Source organism: Synechococcus sp. H70.1 (genome assembly GCF_047502705.1).
GTDB lineage: Bacteria > Cyanobacteriota > Cyanobacteriia > Thermostichales > Thermostichaceae > Thermostichus.
In genome coordinates this window covers 1-14,729 of sequence record NZ_JANSIV010000001.1, presented here as the reverse complement: position 1 = coordinate 14,729, position 14,729 = coordinate 1, and the positions used below count along the sequence as shown (strand labels likewise).

The window sequence follows — 14,729 nt, the reverse complement described above, 5'->3', positions numbered from 1 at the left end:
CAGCAGCCCTGCCTCCAGAAAGCCCATCGGGCGCTTGAAGTGGGGGGGGGTGGCAGCAGCGAAGGGAGAGTTGCGGATTGACACCACCAGCACCCCCTGATCTTTGTAGCTCCAGTCGATGTCAATCAGCCCCCAGCCGTGGGTTTTCCACGCCTGTTTGAGGCTCTGGAGAAAAAGGCCCATCTCCAGCTCAGCTAGGGGCTTTTGGTAGTAGTCGGAGAGCTCCTGGGCAAAGCGGCGGAAAAACTCTTTGCCCCACATACGGCCACAGTTGCGCAGCACCAGACGGGCTGCTTGTCCTGTCTCGTACTCCAGGCCGGTATAGATGGCTCGCAAGAGGGTCTCTGGAAGGGCTAAGAGACGGTCGCCGTGGCGACTTTCTAGCAAACCCGACTCCAAGTCGCTTTGCAGGTAGAGGCTGGGCGCGTAGTAGTTGGCCAAAACGGGGGTGTAGGGGTCGAAACCGGCGGAGCTAGCCATAGGGGATTCCTGGGTCTATGAAAGAATGGAAGGGCTCCTTAAAGACAGCAAAGCTGCCTGCACCTGGGTAATCCAGGGACGGATAAACTCCAGTTCGCCAGGTTGTAAGTGCTCTTTGAGCTCCTGCTGGAAAAGCCGATGGGCCACTTCATAAACGTTCTGCAGTCCGTACAGGCGTACTTCCTCTTCCACCCACTCGATTAGCCGCTCCCTAAGGAGGCTTTCGTCCTGCAGCAGCATGGCCAGGGCGCTGTGCCGCAACAAGAGCAACAGGTGCCGTCGGCACAGATCCACTAGCTGGGGGGCAATGGTGGGCATCTCCTTTTGCAGAGCCTCCAAAGTGCGGCTTACCATCTGGCTCTCCCGCTCCCGCACGGCCCGGTACACCTGCAGCCTTTTGGGCCAGCCGAGGACATAGGCCTTGAGTTGCTCCAGTTGCTCCGGTGTGAGGTAGCGGGCCTCTGCCTCAATTAGCATCTGCTCCAAGGGGCTGACCATCTCACTTCTCCCAAGTGTTGGGGGGGACTGGGTGGGGGCCGGAGTTCAAAACAAGCTGAACAAGTCGGCCAAGGTAATCTGCTCCTCTTCGGCGGCAGGCTCCGGCCCTGCCGCCAGGGATCCCATAGAGCGGGCCACCAAAGCCCTCGGATCCCCCGCCCAGGGGATGGAGCCAAAGTACTCCCGCACCCGCCAAAAGGGCATTGGCAACGAGGGGCTTTGCCGCGGGCGGTTATCCCAGTTCAAGCGGGCAAAAAAGCTCTGCACCGACTCTTCCAGAAAAACCTCCGCCGTCATGCCTTGGTCACTCCCTGACCGGAGCGCAATTTCTGGGCAATTTCGCTGGCGGTGGCTCCTTCGTTGAGCCAAAAGGCAGCTGCGTCGATGCGATCTTTGCTGCCCAGCAAAAACTTACAGTAGCTTTCCCCCATGGAGTAGCACTGGATCTCGATGCAGCTAAGTTGCCGTTCCACCATGGTGCTGAAAAATCCGGCAAACAATCCCGCATAGAGGTGGCAAACGGGTTTGCCCACATCCCCAAGGGTGCGGGCCACAGCCGAGTCAAACAGGTTGATGAAAATAAACCCTTGGCGCCGGCTTTCGGTCTCGACTTCCCAGCGCCCCCACCCTTGCGAGGTCAAGGGCCACCACCAGGTTTCCAAAAGGAACATCAGGTGGCTCTGTCTGGGCTTGCGCCGATACTCCTCCTCGAACCAGCGGGAGAAGTGGAGGGCATCGTTGCGCCCCCACTCGCGGCCAATGGTGTACATCAACGCAGCCGACGCATCCCCCACTTCTTCTTCTAGGCCCTGTTGCAAACCCAGGATGAAGTCCTCACTTACCAAGACATTGCGGCTACCCGTCCAGTCCACCAGGGATCCCTGGGCAAGGTCGAAGCGAAAAAAGTCTTCGCGGCTGTAGTGATTGTGCCGTTGGGCAGCAGGCTGCAGGCTCAGCTCGATGAGACCCGTTGTCATGGCAGTGGGGAGAGGGCGGCAATTTTTTACACTTCTTGCTGAATCATAGCCTTTTTGCCGGGGGCTTTGGCCAGAGCCATCGAGGGGTGCACCAGCCCAACAAAAAGTCCCTGCCGCCGGGACGCCACTGAGGACCAAGGGACTGCGGCGACTTGGGTTTAGGAGTGGGGCCTGACCTTGACGAAGGCAATGGCCGATCGCCACAGCAGCGATTCTTGTCCCTCCGCGTCTGCCAAACAGAGGCAGTCCGGATCCTGCCAGCGCAACTGGCCGACGAAGACATCTCCGGTATTGAGCTTAACCTCCAGGATTTCCCGATCCCGGATCACCTTCTGCAGGCGGCGCACGCTTGGGAGCCCAGTGTTGAACTCAGTCACGGCAGCCCTCTTGGCCAGCGAAAGGACAGCAAGCGCACTGCTCTCAGTATAGGGGATCCCTGCTGGCCCGCACCTTGGCTGGACAATCTCCATAGCCGGGATCCAAAAACACTCTTACCCCCTGACCTACTTTTTCTTTCGGCGGGTACTATGTAGGGGGGATGGCGCTTGGAAAAGACGGTAAGTCTTGTTGACCTGCCGTATTTTTTAAGCGAATCCACGGGTGGTCTCCCCGACAAAAGCCAGCACAATGGAGCTGGGGTGATACAAGGTGCGGGTGTTACCCCAGGGAGGGACGATCCAAGATTGGGATCCCTTCGAAGCTGGAATTTTGCCGCCGATTTGTCTTCAACCATCCAACCATCATCAGTGTAGGAGAGATTGTCATGGCAGTTGAGAAAGTGAACTCTTCTTCGAGCCTAGCCGAAGTGATTGACCGCATCTTGGACAAGGGGATCGTGGTCGATGCCTGGGTGCGGGTTTCTCTGGTGGGGATCGAGCTGTTGGCCATTGAGGCACGTGTCGTCGTGGCTTCGGTGGAGACCTACCTGAAGTACGCCGAGGCGGTGGGCCTGACGACTACTGCTGCTGCTCCCGCTGTCCAAACCTCCTGAGGCCACTTCTCAGTTCCCACCAGGCCTCAGCCTTTGAGAGAAGCCTGGGTTTGTTACCAAAGCAGTCGGTAAGCGAGGCAGGGGTTCAAAAGAATCTCTGCCTCCTCCCCCCTCCAAGCAATGGTCTTGCCGTTGGAGGGGAAGGGAAACTGGCTACTGGTCAATACAGCAAAAACCGGCAGGGAGAGGGTGCTATGAGTTTGCAGGAGCAGTGGGCCGAAGCCCGCAGCCAGCGGGTGGCTCAAACTCAGAGTTTGTTAAGAAAGTCTCGGCAGCAGCGCCTAGAGCAGCACCGCGCGCTGATGGCCGAGCTGAGGCAACGTTGCCAGGAACGACAAGAAGCAATACGGCAGCAGAGGGAACAAACTCGTAGCCAACTGCGCAACCTGGAGCAGAGCCGGGCGGCGCAGCGGGTCTTGGACGAGCATTCTCGCCTGGAGGCTGTGGCCCAGCGGGCCAAAGCAGTGGCGGAGCTTCTTTCTCGCATGGCCCAAGAACGAGCCGCCCAATCGCAGGCCCAACAGCAGGAGCTGCGGACTTTTCGGACCGACTTGGCTGCGACGGTGGAGAGCCTGCTGAGCACCTGTGCCCAGGCGCGGCAGGCCATGGCCAACCAAACCCGACAAGTGCGGCAGGCGTTCTGTGCCGAATTGCGGCAGCGGGTACAAGCTTTGCAGCAACTGGCGCGGCAGGAGCTGGCTCAGATTGCTCAAGAACAGCGGGCAGAGGCCCAGGCTTTGCGGCAGGCTTTGGCGGCTTTCCGCAGGGCGTTGCACGAGCAGGTGTGGGGGAATGGGATCCCAGGGGATCGGCCCATTGTCCCAGATCTTGAGGAATCTGAAGAGGGTGATAAGCCGCCTGAGAGCTTGGTCAAAGCTGCAGCAACGGTTTCGACTGAGGTTACCCAACCAGAGCTTGGAGTTCCAGTCTCAGACGACACAGCCCCTCCTCCCCCTTCTGGGGCACCCCCTGAACCCTCCCCAGCTCCGCCTGCTTCGGCGCAGGAGGAAAGTTCGGATCGCATCCTGGCCTACGTCCGCAAGTATGTAGAGGCTTTGCAAGCGCAGGATCCTAACCTAACCTTGCTGCAGGTGATCGGGGATCGGGAGCGGGTGCGGGATCTGCTGGCCCGCGGTGCAGTGGATCTGGGGGTGGATCCCGCGGAAATCTTGGCCACCTTGCGGCGTATGGTGTCAGCGACGGTTGTGGTCTAAGCCCAGCGCAATCCCTAGGAGCGCAAGAAGACCGTTGCGGCTATAGTCAAGGCAGGAGCGTCACGGCAATTGAGAGTTGGGTATTGCTATGGCCACGGTTCTGCAGGCGCGTCCCCGCCACTTTGTGAGCACCCCCTACATTGAGCGGATTACCCGCCGCGCTTTGCGCTACCTGCAATCCGGTTTTGCGGTGCATCTGCGGGGGCCTTCGGGCACAGGCAAAACTACCCTAGCGATGCATTTGGCTAGCCTCCTAGGCCGCCCCATCATGCTGATCTATGGCGACGACCGCTTTGATTCCTCCGACCTCATCGGGGGCCGCACCGGCTTTACCCATCGGCGGGTGGTGGATAACTTCATCCATTCAGTGGTGAAGATAGAGGAAGATGTGCGGCAGCGCTGGGTAGATGCCCGCCTCACCTTGGCTTGCCGGGAGGGGTTTACCCTCATCTACGACGAGTTCAACCGCTCCCGCCCTGAGGCCAACAACGCCCTCCTGAGCGCTTTGGAAGAGAGGCTGCTGGTGTTGCCGCCAGATAGCAACCGCTCCGAATATCTGCGGGTACATCCCCAGTTCCGGGCCATCTTCACCTCTAACCCAGAGGAATACACCGGGGTTCACAAGGCCCAAGATGCGCTGCTGGATCGGATGATTACCATTGATATTGGGGAGCCGGACATCGAGACGGAAAAGGAGATCCTCATTTCCCGCATCGGCCTATCTGCTTCTGACGCGCTCAAGATTGTCCACCTTGTCCGTGCTTTCCGCCGCAAGTTGGATCTGACCCGCCAACCCAGCCTGCGCAGTTGTCTGATGATCGGGCGCATCGTCAAGGAGCACGAGCTGGCGGTGAGCAAAGAAAACACTGATTTTCGTGCCCTGTGTGCCGATGTGCTGTTGCCTAGGGCTGGCAATCGCTATGAAGAGGGATCCCAGGTGCTCAACCAACTCCTGGACCAACTGCCCGGCTAAGGGGCAGGCCCGCCTAAACACCTCTGCAGGCTTTGAAGGGGGATTGCTCTGTGCCCATTACCTCTCAACCTCTGGCCACTGCCACCCACGGCTCCTCATTGGCCGATGTCTTGGAACGGGTACTGGATAAGGGCATTGTTATCGCCGGGGATATCACGGTTTCCGTGGGCAATGTGGAGTTGCTCACTGTGCGCATTCGGCTGCTGATTTCCTCCGTAGACAAAGCCAAGGAGATTGGGATCAACTGGTGGGAAGCGGATCCCTACCTCCACAGCCAAGCCCGCGAGCTGCTGGAAACCAACCGCCAGTTGCTGCAGCGGGTCAGTGAGCTGGAAAAGCAACTGGCCCAAGGGGGGAAAGAAACGGAGTAATCCCAGGCTAGACTGGCTGCTGGGGTGGTTTAACCGGGGGAGGGGATGGCAGCAGGGATCAGCCTCGACCACAAGGGCTGGGGCCGCCTAAGGGAGTTGGAGTGGGCGGCAGGCCTAGTGCTGGCGCTGGCGATCTCCAGCCCAGCCTGGGGGCAAAACCCGCGTGCCATCAGCATTAGCGCCGATGTTCAGGAGGCCAACGCCAACACGGGGGTGTTTGTAGCCACTGGCAATGTTACCCTCAGCTTTCCTGCCGAGCGCCTCACTGCCCGTGCCCAAAAGGCAGTCTACTATAGCAAAGAGCAGCGGATTGAGCTGGAGGGCCGGGTCACCATCCGCCAAGGAGAAAATCAACTCCAGGCAGAGAAGGTCATCTACCACCTTGGAAAAGGGATCCTCCAGGCCGTCCCTTTACCCGGCCAGCAGGTAGAATCCATCTACGTGTTGCCGGAGCCTACTGCTAGTCCCTAGTTCTAGCGCCCACGAAAGGATTCGAACCTCCGACCCCTGGGACCGGAACCCAGTGCTCTAGTCCGCTGAGCTACGTGGGCAGTCGATAGCTCCTATCCTACCCTCCCCTTTTGCCTGCTTGCAAGTCCTGCAGAGGGGCAAAGCTGCGGCGGTGCTGAGGGCTTGGCCCCAACTGCTGCAGCGCCAGCCGGTGCTCCCGGGTGCCATAGCCGACGTTGGTGCGCCAGCCATAGCCGGGGTACTGGGAGTCCCAGCTCTGCATCAGAGCATCCCGCCAGACCTTGGCCACGATGGAGGCAGCAGCGATGGAGAGGCTGAGCTGATCCCCTTTCACTAGCGCTGTTTGCCGGGATCCCAGCTCGGCCAACGGCAGCCCATCCAGCAAGACGTGCTCCACTTCCCCCACCTGCGCCAGAGCTCGTTGCATGGCCAGCAGCGTAGCCCGGCGAATGTTGAGCCGGTCAATCTCGGCGGCAGAGGCACTGCCGATGCCCACAGCCAGGGCCACCCGGTAAATCCGCTCCGCCCAGTAAGCACGCTGCCGGGGGCTAAGTTGCTTGCAGTCCCTCACCCCTGCCAGCACCTCCGGATCCAGTTGGGGAGGCAGAATGACCGCCGCGGCAACCACAGGCCCGGCCAGGGCTCCCCGCCCCACTTCATCCACCCCCGCCACTCGCCGCAGCCCTCGTTGCCACAGGGATCCCTCCCACCTCAAGCTAGGCTTGGTTGCCTTGTCCATAAGTCACCAACCAGCTTGGCTAACTGCTGCGAGAGCGCCGTCGTCTGGAGGCTGCTGGCGATTGGTGAGAGGGGTCAATGACTACTTCTGGCGGCGCCCCTGTTGCTGCTGGCTCTGCTGTAGGCAGCCGTTCGGCCTGGGTAGCTTCCGGCCGAGGAGCAGGCTCTTGGGATGGCGGGGCCAACGCTTCCGCTAAAGGTGAAGGTGCACCGTTGGTGGGAGTTGGGCTAGGGGATCCCTCCACCGCTGCAGGGCCTGGCAAAACTACCCTAATCACCGTGTCTCGGCCCGCAGGCGGTGGCTGATCCAGAAGCAACAGGGGCGACAGCCCCAGCTCCGAATAGACCCGCTGCTGGAGAGGAGTCATTTCCACACTGAGGGTTTGCCGAGCTGGTCCACTTTCTGGAGACTCTGTCCCACTGGCATGGCCAGCCTCCTCCCCGCGGCTAGGGCGATGGAATTCTTTGCGCTTTTGCTCTGCTCCTTCTACCTCCCCCTCTTCGCGGGGCCGTTTGCGCACCAGCTCAACCCTGGGTTCCTCCGCCTCCAGTTGCTCTCCTGGACCCAGCCGGGAGCGGTCCAGGGAAGTACGACTATCCGCTGGCAACGCTCCATTGCCGCCCACCTGGAGGCGTGCCCGCTGGGGATCGACGCTCTGGGGGAGAATTGGGCCAGCACCCTCCTCTTCGCCCTCCTCGACCTCGCTAGGCAGCGTTACCGGTCGTCCAGTTTCGACAGTTAACAGCCGCCCTGGCTCGGATCCCGGCAGTCGGGCCAGGATCCCTAGCCCCTCACAGGTGGGGCAGGGGTGGCCAAAGATCTCGTAGAGGCTCTGCCCCTGCCGCTTACGGGTGAGTTCCACTAGCCCCAATTCCGACAGCTGAACCACCTGAGGGCGGGCCTTGTCATTGGCAAGGGCCTTGTTGAAGTGTTCCAGAACCAGCAGCTGATCCCGGCGGGAGTCCATGTCGATGAAATCCACCACGATCACCCCGGCGATGTTGCGCAGCCGCAGCTGACGGGCAATCTCGGTGGCAGCCTCGCAGTTGGTCCACAGCACCGTCTCGCGGGAGGTAGCTGACTGGGTGAAAGAGCCGGAGTTGACATCGATCACGGTCAGGGCCTCCGTGGGCTCAATGACGATGTAGCCTCCAGAAGGGAGATCCACCCGCGGCCGCAGGGCCTGGCGAATAACCGCATTGACCCGGAAGTACTCCAGGATGGGGGTAGGCTCGCGGTGAACCTCAACCACAACTCCCGGCGGCATTTTTCCTTTGTTCCAGCCTTGCAGATAGCTGCGCACCCGTTTTGCACCGGCCGCAGAGTCAGTAACGATGCGGTTGACATCGTCTGAATAAACGTCCCGCAGCACCCGTTGGATAAAATCTTCGTCCCGCCTGAGCAGGCCCGGCCCCCGTGCTGCCTGATACTGCTGCTGGATCTCTTCCCAGAGCTTTTTCAACTGCTCCAGGTCATCAATCATGGCCTCTTCGGATACTCCTTCGGCCTCCGTGCGTACCAACAGGCCCATCTGGGGAGGCTTAATCAAGATGGCCAGCGATTTCAGGCGATTGCGTTCTTCTCGGTCCTCAATGCGGCGGGACAGATACACCCCCTTCCCGTAAGGCCGCAACACCAAGTAACGCCCTGGAAGAGCTAGGTCGCCTGTAAGACGCGGCCCTTTGTTACCAGTGGGCTCTTTCATCACCTGCACCAGCACTTTTTGCTGCGGCAGGACCAGTTCGGAAATGGGAGCCTGGTTGCGTTTAAGACGCAGCGGGCCTAGGTCGCTGACGTGAATAAACCCGTTGCGTTCCCCAGAGCCGAGGTTGACAAAGGCGGCATCGATACTAGGTAGGACGTTCTCAATAATTCCAACGTAAATATCCCCTACCTGGTGGGTGCCACTGGCGATGATTAGCTCTTGGACTTGGTCTTCGGCAAAGACAGCGGCAATACGGTGCTGCTCAGCAATGACAATCTGCCTAGGCATTAATTTCCCTCCCCCCCCTAAGGCCTGCAGTTTTGGATTGAACCCTCGTCTTGGAGAGGGGGTGTTCTAGGATCCGCTCAAGTCTTCGAGGACAAAATTGACTCATCATCCAGCTGTCCATTACCCTAAGCTCTTGGCCAATGACGGACTTCCTGGTTTTGCACTCCAAAGACCTCAGCTTGTGCAGGATTGGCAGTAGGGGGAAAGGTACCCTAGCAGGAACCCGACAAGGGACACCCCTTGCCTGCAACTTGTCTGCAAGAAAGAGGCCCCTTCCCGAGGAAAAAGAAAAGCTGACCTAGCTCGAAGAGGCACACCTCTCTGGACGCCTGGACCCTGTGGCAGTTGTTCTGGGTACGGAGCTCAAGGGGTCTGCGTTTTGGGATCTAACCTAACTTTTGCCTGCTGCTCCTTTGGTCAGGGGTTGAGGCCTGGCAAGGGTTGCAGCAGTATTATAAGGCCTGCAGCATCCCTTAGCCTAGCCAGCCCTGCTGACCAAGAGGCCGCTACTTGCAGCCAACCCTTAGTTGGGCTCGGAGGTGCCGTTCTCCCACAGTAGTCGCAGCCGCTTGGCCGTCTGCAGGGTCCAGCGGGGCAAGCCCAGAGCCTCGGCCATCTGCAGCAGTTGAGGAGGCCGGAGGTAGGCACCGTCATTGCGGCAACTGCCGCGGTAGAAGAGGTGGGCGCTGCCATCAGGGGCCAAGCCCTGGAACTCTAGGTAGTAAAGCAGGGGACGGGCGTTGAAAAGAGATGCTTTGCCCGACTTGGAAGATTTCTCAATCCAAATTTCCCGAGCATCTAGGATCTGGCTGACCCAGGCGGGCCAATTGGCATTGGGCAACTCGCAGCTCACGCTTAGTTGATATTCAGCGGCATAGACAGCCTCAGTGGCCGAGGGATCCCGCAGGCCAATCTCCTGAATGGCCTGGATGGAGATTTCTGGTGGCAGTTGTTCGACAAGCAGGGCACGCAGCTCCTCAGCGGTGAAGGGCCCCTCTGGCCGCTGCAACAGCTCCAGGTCTAGGATCTCGCCGTAGCCTTCCTGGCCAACGGGCAGGGCGTTGGCGTTAGCCAGGCGAGGCAGGGGGTGGTAGCCGCCACTAAAAGCCAAGGGCAATCCTGCGCGCCGACAGGCTTGCTCCCACAGGCGCATGAGATCCAAGTGGCCTAGCCAGCGCAGGTCCCCCGTTTTGGCGTAGGTGATGCGGAAGCGCTGGGCAGGCGGCTCTGGCTCGAGAGGATCTGGGGTGGGGGCGGGCCGGCTTTGCAGCGGCGGAACGGGGGGAGGCGGGATGACGATGTTGTGGCCAAAGCTGGGGCCGCAGACGCCGCAGGCAGAGCACTTCTCAAAGGAGCAGTCTTCTACAGTCATCGCTTCCAGGGCGCGGCGGTAGTCTTTCTGCAGCCATTTTTTGTCGATGCCGGTGTCGATGTGATCCCAGGGTAGGGGATCCTCCAAGCCCAGCTCGCGGATGGGGAGATAGGCGCAGAGGGCAACCGGATCGGCGCTGGGATCCACGGCTTCGCCGCAGTAGGCCTTGACCCAGGCAGCGTAGGCCGTGTCGATGTTTTCCCACCAGGCATCTAGGCCAGCGCCAGCCCGCCAGGCCCGCTCAATCATTTGTCCCAGGGAGCGATCCCCTTTGCCAATAAAGTCCTCCAGGATGCTAAAGCGGATGTCGGTGAAGTGGGCCTTGACCCCCCGCAGCCGCCGCAGTTCCTTCTGTAGCAGGGCCTGCTTGCGCTGCACGTCGGCATAGTCCACCCGGTGCCACTGGAAGGGCGTGTGGGGTTTGGGAACAAAGTTGGAAAGGGTAAGGGTAAACTCCACCCGCTTGCGGCCCAGGGCAGCACACTCCCGCTGCAGCATCTCGACAGTGCGGGCAATGCCAATGACATCGGCGTCGGTCTCGCCGGGCAGGCCAATCATGAAGTAGAGCTTAATTTTGTCCCAGCCCTCCTGGACGGCGGTGCGAATGCCGCGAATGAGGTCGGCGTCGCTCAGACCCTTGTTGATGATGTCCCGCAGCCGTTGCGTGCCCGCCTCTGGGGCAAAGGTCAGACCGGAGCGGCGGGATCCTTTCATGATGGCGGCAATTTGCTCATCAAAGCGATCCACCCGCTGGCTGGGCAGCGAGAGCGCAACGTGCTGGCCAAGGAGACGGTTGTGCAGCTCCACTCCCACCGCCGGCAGGGAAAGGTAGTCGGAGCAACTGAGAGAAGAAAGGGAAAACTCACTGTAGCCGGTTTTGCGCAGCCCCTGCACCACTGCCTCCACTACCGCTTCCGGCTCCACATCGCGGGCTGGACGGGTGAGCATGCCGGGTTGGCAGAAGCGACAGCCACGGGTACAGCCCCGCCGCACTTCCATCACCAGGCGGTCGTGCACCGTTGCCACCAGCGGCACTAGGCCAATGGAGTACTGCGGTTGGGGCAGCGCTACGCGGCGGCGAACACGCTCCGGCACACCGGCCACAATGGGCCGCGGTGGGATCCCCTCGTAAAACTGGGGTACATACACCCCCGGCACTTGGGCTAGCTCCAAAAGCACTTCCCGGCGGGGCTTGTGCAGGGATCCAGCCAGCACCTGGCCAATTTCGGGCAGCACCTCTTCCCCATCCCCGAAGACAAAGAAGTCAAAAAAGTCAGCAAAGGGCTCTGGGTTAGAGGTGGCGGTCGGCCCACCGGCAAAGATCAGGGGACACTCCTGCGGGGTGAAGGCTTGCCGTTCCCACCACTTGAGCGGGATCTCAGCCAGATCCAGCATCTCCAGGATGTTGGTGCCCCCCAGCTCGTAGGCTAGGCTGAAGCCGACAATATGGAAAGCGCGCAAGGGGCGACGCGATTCTACAGCAAACAGCGGGATCCGCAACTGCCGCATCCGGGCCGCCAAATCCCGGCCTGGCAAGTAGGCGCGGTCGCACAACTGGTCTGGCTGGGCGTTGAGGATGTTGTAGAGGATAATGTGGCCCAGGTTGGAGGCCCCCACCTCGTACAGCTCTGGGTAACTCAGCACCCAACGCACCCGCGCCGAGTCCCAGGGGCGGTGGACAGCACCAAATTCTTTCCCCAAGTAGCGGGCTGGCCGCTGAATTTCCGGCGTGAGCAGGCAATCCAGATCAATGGGGCCTAGGTCGGCTTCCGTGGCAGCTGCAGCAAGCATGGGGCTCCTAACCAGCAGCAAACACAGTTTCTAATCTGACTCTAGCCGAACTTGCCCAGCAGTCCAAAGCCGGGGTGGATGGGTCCGGGAGCCGCTGGCAGGCGGGTTGGGGTCAATCCTACTCTTTCTCCGCCTCGAAGGAGTACCCGGAAGCTACTGCCAAAGCTTCCAGGGAGCGCAGTCCTACGTAACGGCGGCCATTGATAATCCAGGTTGGATAGCTGGTGATCCCTGCCTTTGTACACTCCTCGAGCTGGGGCGTGCCGGGCCCGTTGGGCGAGCACTCCACATAGGGTACCTGGGCAAAGGCTGACCCAAACAGGGCCTTCTGCTCTTGACAGTGGGGGCACCAGTAGGCCCCATACATGGTGGCGCCAATCTTACGCAGGTGGGCCGCCAAGCCTGCCGCTAGAGGGCTAGGTGGAGGGGCCTGGTTAGCGTACACCCCAAGGGTGGCTACCAAGGTGAACAGGCCCACGAGAATGTAACCAACAGCCAGCTTGACCCCGTCCAGCCAGCGGTGGCCGAACACGGTAACGAGCCAAAGCCCCGCCACCAACCCGATTGCTGCAGTGCAGTAGAGGCAGAATTGCCGCAGCACTGCCACCATGAGGTAAAGCATGTACATCTCAAAGACACTCATGGCGGAAACCAAGCCAAACAGAGCTGGCCACCGCCACCGCTTCACCCCTGGGAGTGTATCTGGCAGCACAGCCAGCGCCAAGACGGCGAGAAACCCCAGCAGTCCAAGAGCTGCTGTTGGGATCCCCAAAAACTCTGCCCACCGACTGGAGAGCACCAGGTTGCACCCCCCATCCCCTCTGCAGAAGGCAGCCGGCTGCTCCGTTAGCTTGGTGTAGGTAAGGTAGGCTGTCAACAGAACTCCTAAGCCGGACAAGAGGGCCAAAATTGGGCGAGCATGGCGCTGCAGCCAGGTTTCCTGCGGGGCCTTAAGATAGGAAGCCATAGAACCGTTACAGCAGCTTGACACCCCTGAATTATAGAGGAGCAGAATTGACCTCGTCCGTGGGATCCTGTATCGGCAGGCCAGCTAAGCGGCGCACTTGGGCGGCAAACCTATCCCCTAGCCGTAGGGATCCCAGCTTGGGATCAGAGAGAGGGCGGTCGCAGATCCCCCAGCGGCGGCGAAAGTAGCGGGCCAAGTCGGTTTCGGCCAAAGCCAGATAAACCGGGCGGCCATGGGGACAGGTGTGGGGGCTAGCAGTGCGCTGCCAGGCGTCCAGCAACTGCTGCATCTGCTCCAGGGTCAGGGGGGTCCCATTGCGCAAAGCGCCACGGCAGGCCAGCGTCACCTGAGCTGCCTCCAGGTCGGCACAATGGCTAAGTTCTAGAAGGGATCCCTGCACCTCGGCGGGATCTTCGGAGCAGAGAGCCAGCGGTAGGCGGCGCACCAGATACGCAGCGGGGCCAAAGGGTTCCGGCTCCAGCCCCAACTGCTCCAACTGCTCCACAGCTTGGGAAGACAACCCCTGCAGCATCACGGGTGTCTCAAGCTTCACTAGCTGCCAGTGCTGTTGGATCTCCTCGTAGCGCACTCGCTCGTGGGCCAGGTGTTGCTCCACCAGCCACAGCCCTTGGGGGTGCTCCGCTAGGATGTAGGTCTGGTGCAGCTGAGCCAACGCCTTCAGAGGCGGTAGGGAGGAACCCGCGGCAGAGAAAGCTGGGCTCTGGAGGGAGGGAGAAACCCTGTAGAGGGACTTGGCCTCGCTGGCGCGGAGGAGATGGAGGGAGCGGCGACTGGCCTGGACAGATCCCGCCCGCAGGAGATCCTGGAGGTACTGGCGCAATTGCTCCTCTCGCTTTTGCGGCTCCTGCAGATAAAGTTCGCTCTTAGCCGGATGGCGGTTCCAGTCCACCTGTTCAGGTGGCAGGCGCAGATGCACCACCACTACGGGATGGCGATGGCGGGGCAAGGTGTGCTGAAAGACGGACTGGATGAGCCGTTGCCACGCCGGCATCTGCACAAAGCGCCCGTTGACCGCCACCCGGATCCAATCGGGGCGAGGGCGATGCAGGCGATCCGGCAAGCCTAGCACTACTTCCCAGTCACTATCCCCCTCTTGAATGCGCCGGTAGCGTAGATCGGAAGGCTCCACTTGCGGCAACATTTGCAGGAGCAGATCCAGCAGAGATGGACCCGGCCAGAGACTGAGCAGCAATTGCCCTTCTTGGCACACCTGCCAACTCACCTCTGGATGCGCCAGGGCCGCGTTCTGGATCAAAGTTAGGAGCGAGCGCGTCTGGGGCAGGGGACAGCGGCGTAGGGGCCAGTTAGCAAACAAATCCGCCACCGTCACCACTGTCCCTAGAGCAGTGGCCGCTGGCTGCTTGGAGGTCAGCTCCCCCCGCTGGTCGTAGGTGGCGAGCCAGCCGTGAGCATCGGCAGCATGGCGAGTCTGAATGGTCAGGGATCCCAGGCGGGCTAGACTGTGCAGCGCTTCGCCGCGAAACCCCAGGCTACGCCCATCTAACTTGCTCGTGGTGTAGCGACGGGCCACCTGCTCCAACTCCGAACCTGGGATCCCTTGGCCGTTATCGGCTACCCGCACCTGCCAGCGGCTAGGCCAAAGATCTACCTGAATGCGGCTGGCCTGGGCATCGAGGGCGTTTTCTATCAATTCCCTGAGAGCTGCCTCCAGCGAGTCAATCACCTCTCCCGCTGCCATTTGGGCAACTCGCTCCGGACTGAGGGGCCGAATCCTGAGCATGGGAAAAGCTCCCTTGAGGAGTCCTCTTTCAGTATGTCCCGCCAAGGAACTCCTCCACTCCCTCGGGGCAAAAGGAAAACCCCTGGCCGGGGCCAGGGGTGTAGAGGTCAACTGGGCTGGGTAGGTCTTA

At 60.7% G+C, this 14,729-nt stretch carries 15 protein-coding genes and 1 tRNA gene; 5 read left to right on the top strand and 11 right to left on the bottom strand.

Annotated features, from left to right (window positions below):
- From NW827_RS00080 to NW827_RS00060, 5 genes are all read right to left on the bottom strand, one after another.
- Positions 1-480: 4-vinyl reductase (locus tag NW827_RS00080; protein WP_414503181.1), on the bottom strand; the 480-nt coding region annotated here is incomplete at its 3' end.
- A 15-nt stretch (positions 481-495) separates the two neighbouring features.
- A complete protein-coding gene (locus NW827_RS00075) occupies positions 496-978 on the bottom strand; it encodes a hypothetical protein (protein ID WP_414404489.1) in 483 nt (160 codons plus the stop codon).
- A 45-nt stretch (positions 979-1,023) separates the two neighbouring features.
- A complete protein-coding gene (locus tag NW827_RS00070) occupies positions 1,024-1,275 on the bottom strand; it encodes a hypothetical protein (RefSeq protein WP_414404488.1) in 252 nt (83 codons plus the stop codon).
- Positions 1,272-1,955, bottom strand: a complete 684-nt coding sequence (locus tag NW827_RS00065) for a V4R domain-containing protein (RefSeq protein WP_414404487.1) — start codon at positions 1,953-1,955, stop codon at positions 1,272-1,274. Before NW827_RS00065 ends, NW827_RS00070 begins: the two co-directional genes overlap by 4 nt.
- Before the next feature lie 158 nt (positions 1,956-2,113).
- A complete protein-coding gene (locus NW827_RS00060; RefSeq protein ID WP_414362101.1) occupies positions 2,114-2,425 on the bottom strand; it encodes an Hfq-related RNA-binding protein in 312 nt (103 codons plus the stop codon).
- A gap of 293 nt (positions 2,426-2,718) precedes the next feature.
- Here NW827_RS00060 and gvpA point away from each other — a divergent pair, with 293 nt between their 5' ends.
- The 5 genes from gvpA (at position 2,719) to NW827_RS00035 (ending at position 5,975) form a co-directional block, all read left to right on the top strand.
- Entirely contained in the window at positions 2,719-2,946 is a 228-nt protein-coding gene (gene gvpA, locus NW827_RS00055) for a gas vesicle structural protein GvpA (RefSeq protein ID WP_414362100.1), read from the top strand.
- A 194-nt stretch (positions 2,947-3,140) separates the two neighbouring features.
- Positions 3,141-4,160: a gas vesicle protein GvpC gene (gene gvpC, locus NW827_RS00050; protein ID WP_414404484.1), complete on the top strand. Its 1,020-nt coding sequence runs from the start codon at positions 3,141-3,143 to the stop codon at positions 4,158-4,160.
- Between the two features lie 88 nt (positions 4,161-4,248).
- On the top strand, positions 4,249-5,133 hold the full coding sequence (gene gvpN / locus NW827_RS00045; protein WP_414404483.1) for a gas vesicle protein GvpN: 885 nt from the start codon (positions 4,249-4,251) through the stop codon (positions 5,131-5,133).
- Between the two features lie 50 nt (positions 5,134-5,183).
- On the top strand, positions 5,184-5,504 hold the full coding sequence (locus NW827_RS00040; RefSeq protein WP_414362094.1) for a gas vesicle protein: 321 nt from the start codon (positions 5,184-5,186) through the stop codon (positions 5,502-5,504).
- Positions 5,505-5,549: 45 nt separating this feature from the next.
- Positions 5,550-5,975 carry an LptA/OstA family protein gene (locus NW827_RS00035; protein WP_414404482.1) on the top strand — a complete coding sequence of 142 codons (426 nt, stop codon included), beginning with the start codon at positions 5,550-5,552 and terminating at the stop codon, positions 5,973-5,975.
- A 6-nt stretch (positions 5,976-5,981) separates the two neighbouring features.
- Here the strand turns inward: NW827_RS00035 and NW827_RS00030 are convergent.
- From NW827_RS00030 to mutL, 6 genes are all read right to left on the bottom strand, one after another.
- Positions 5,982-6,055: transfer RNA gene (locus tag NW827_RS00030), tRNA-Arg, on the bottom strand.
- Between the two features lie 17 nt (positions 6,056-6,072).
- Entirely contained in the window at positions 6,073-6,714 is a 642-nt protein-coding gene (locus NW827_RS00025) for a ribonuclease HII (RefSeq protein WP_414362091.1), read from the bottom strand.
- Positions 6,715-6,733: 19 nt separating this feature from the next.
- Positions 6,734-8,707: an Rne/Rng family ribonuclease gene (locus tag NW827_RS00020; RefSeq protein WP_414503180.1), complete on the bottom strand. Its 1,974-nt coding sequence runs from the start codon at positions 8,705-8,707 to the stop codon at positions 6,734-6,736.
- A 523-nt stretch (positions 8,708-9,230) separates the two neighbouring features.
- Entirely contained in the window at positions 9,231-11,870 is a 2,640-nt protein-coding gene (locus tag NW827_RS00015; protein WP_414404480.1) for a TIGR03960 family B12-binding radical SAM protein, read from the bottom strand.
- Between the two features lie 118 nt (positions 11,871-11,988).
- Positions 11,989-12,837, bottom strand: coding sequence for a vitamin K epoxide reductase family protein (locus NW827_RS00010; RefSeq protein ID WP_414362085.1), 849 nt, complete (start codon positions 12,835-12,837; stop codon positions 11,989-11,991).
- A gap of 31 nt (positions 12,838-12,868) precedes the next feature.
- Positions 12,869-14,599, bottom strand: a complete 1,731-nt coding sequence (gene mutL, locus NW827_RS00005; RefSeq protein ID WP_414503179.1) for a DNA mismatch repair endonuclease MutL — start codon at positions 14,597-14,599, stop codon at positions 12,869-12,871.
- Positions 14,600-14,729: the final 130 nt, after the last annotated feature.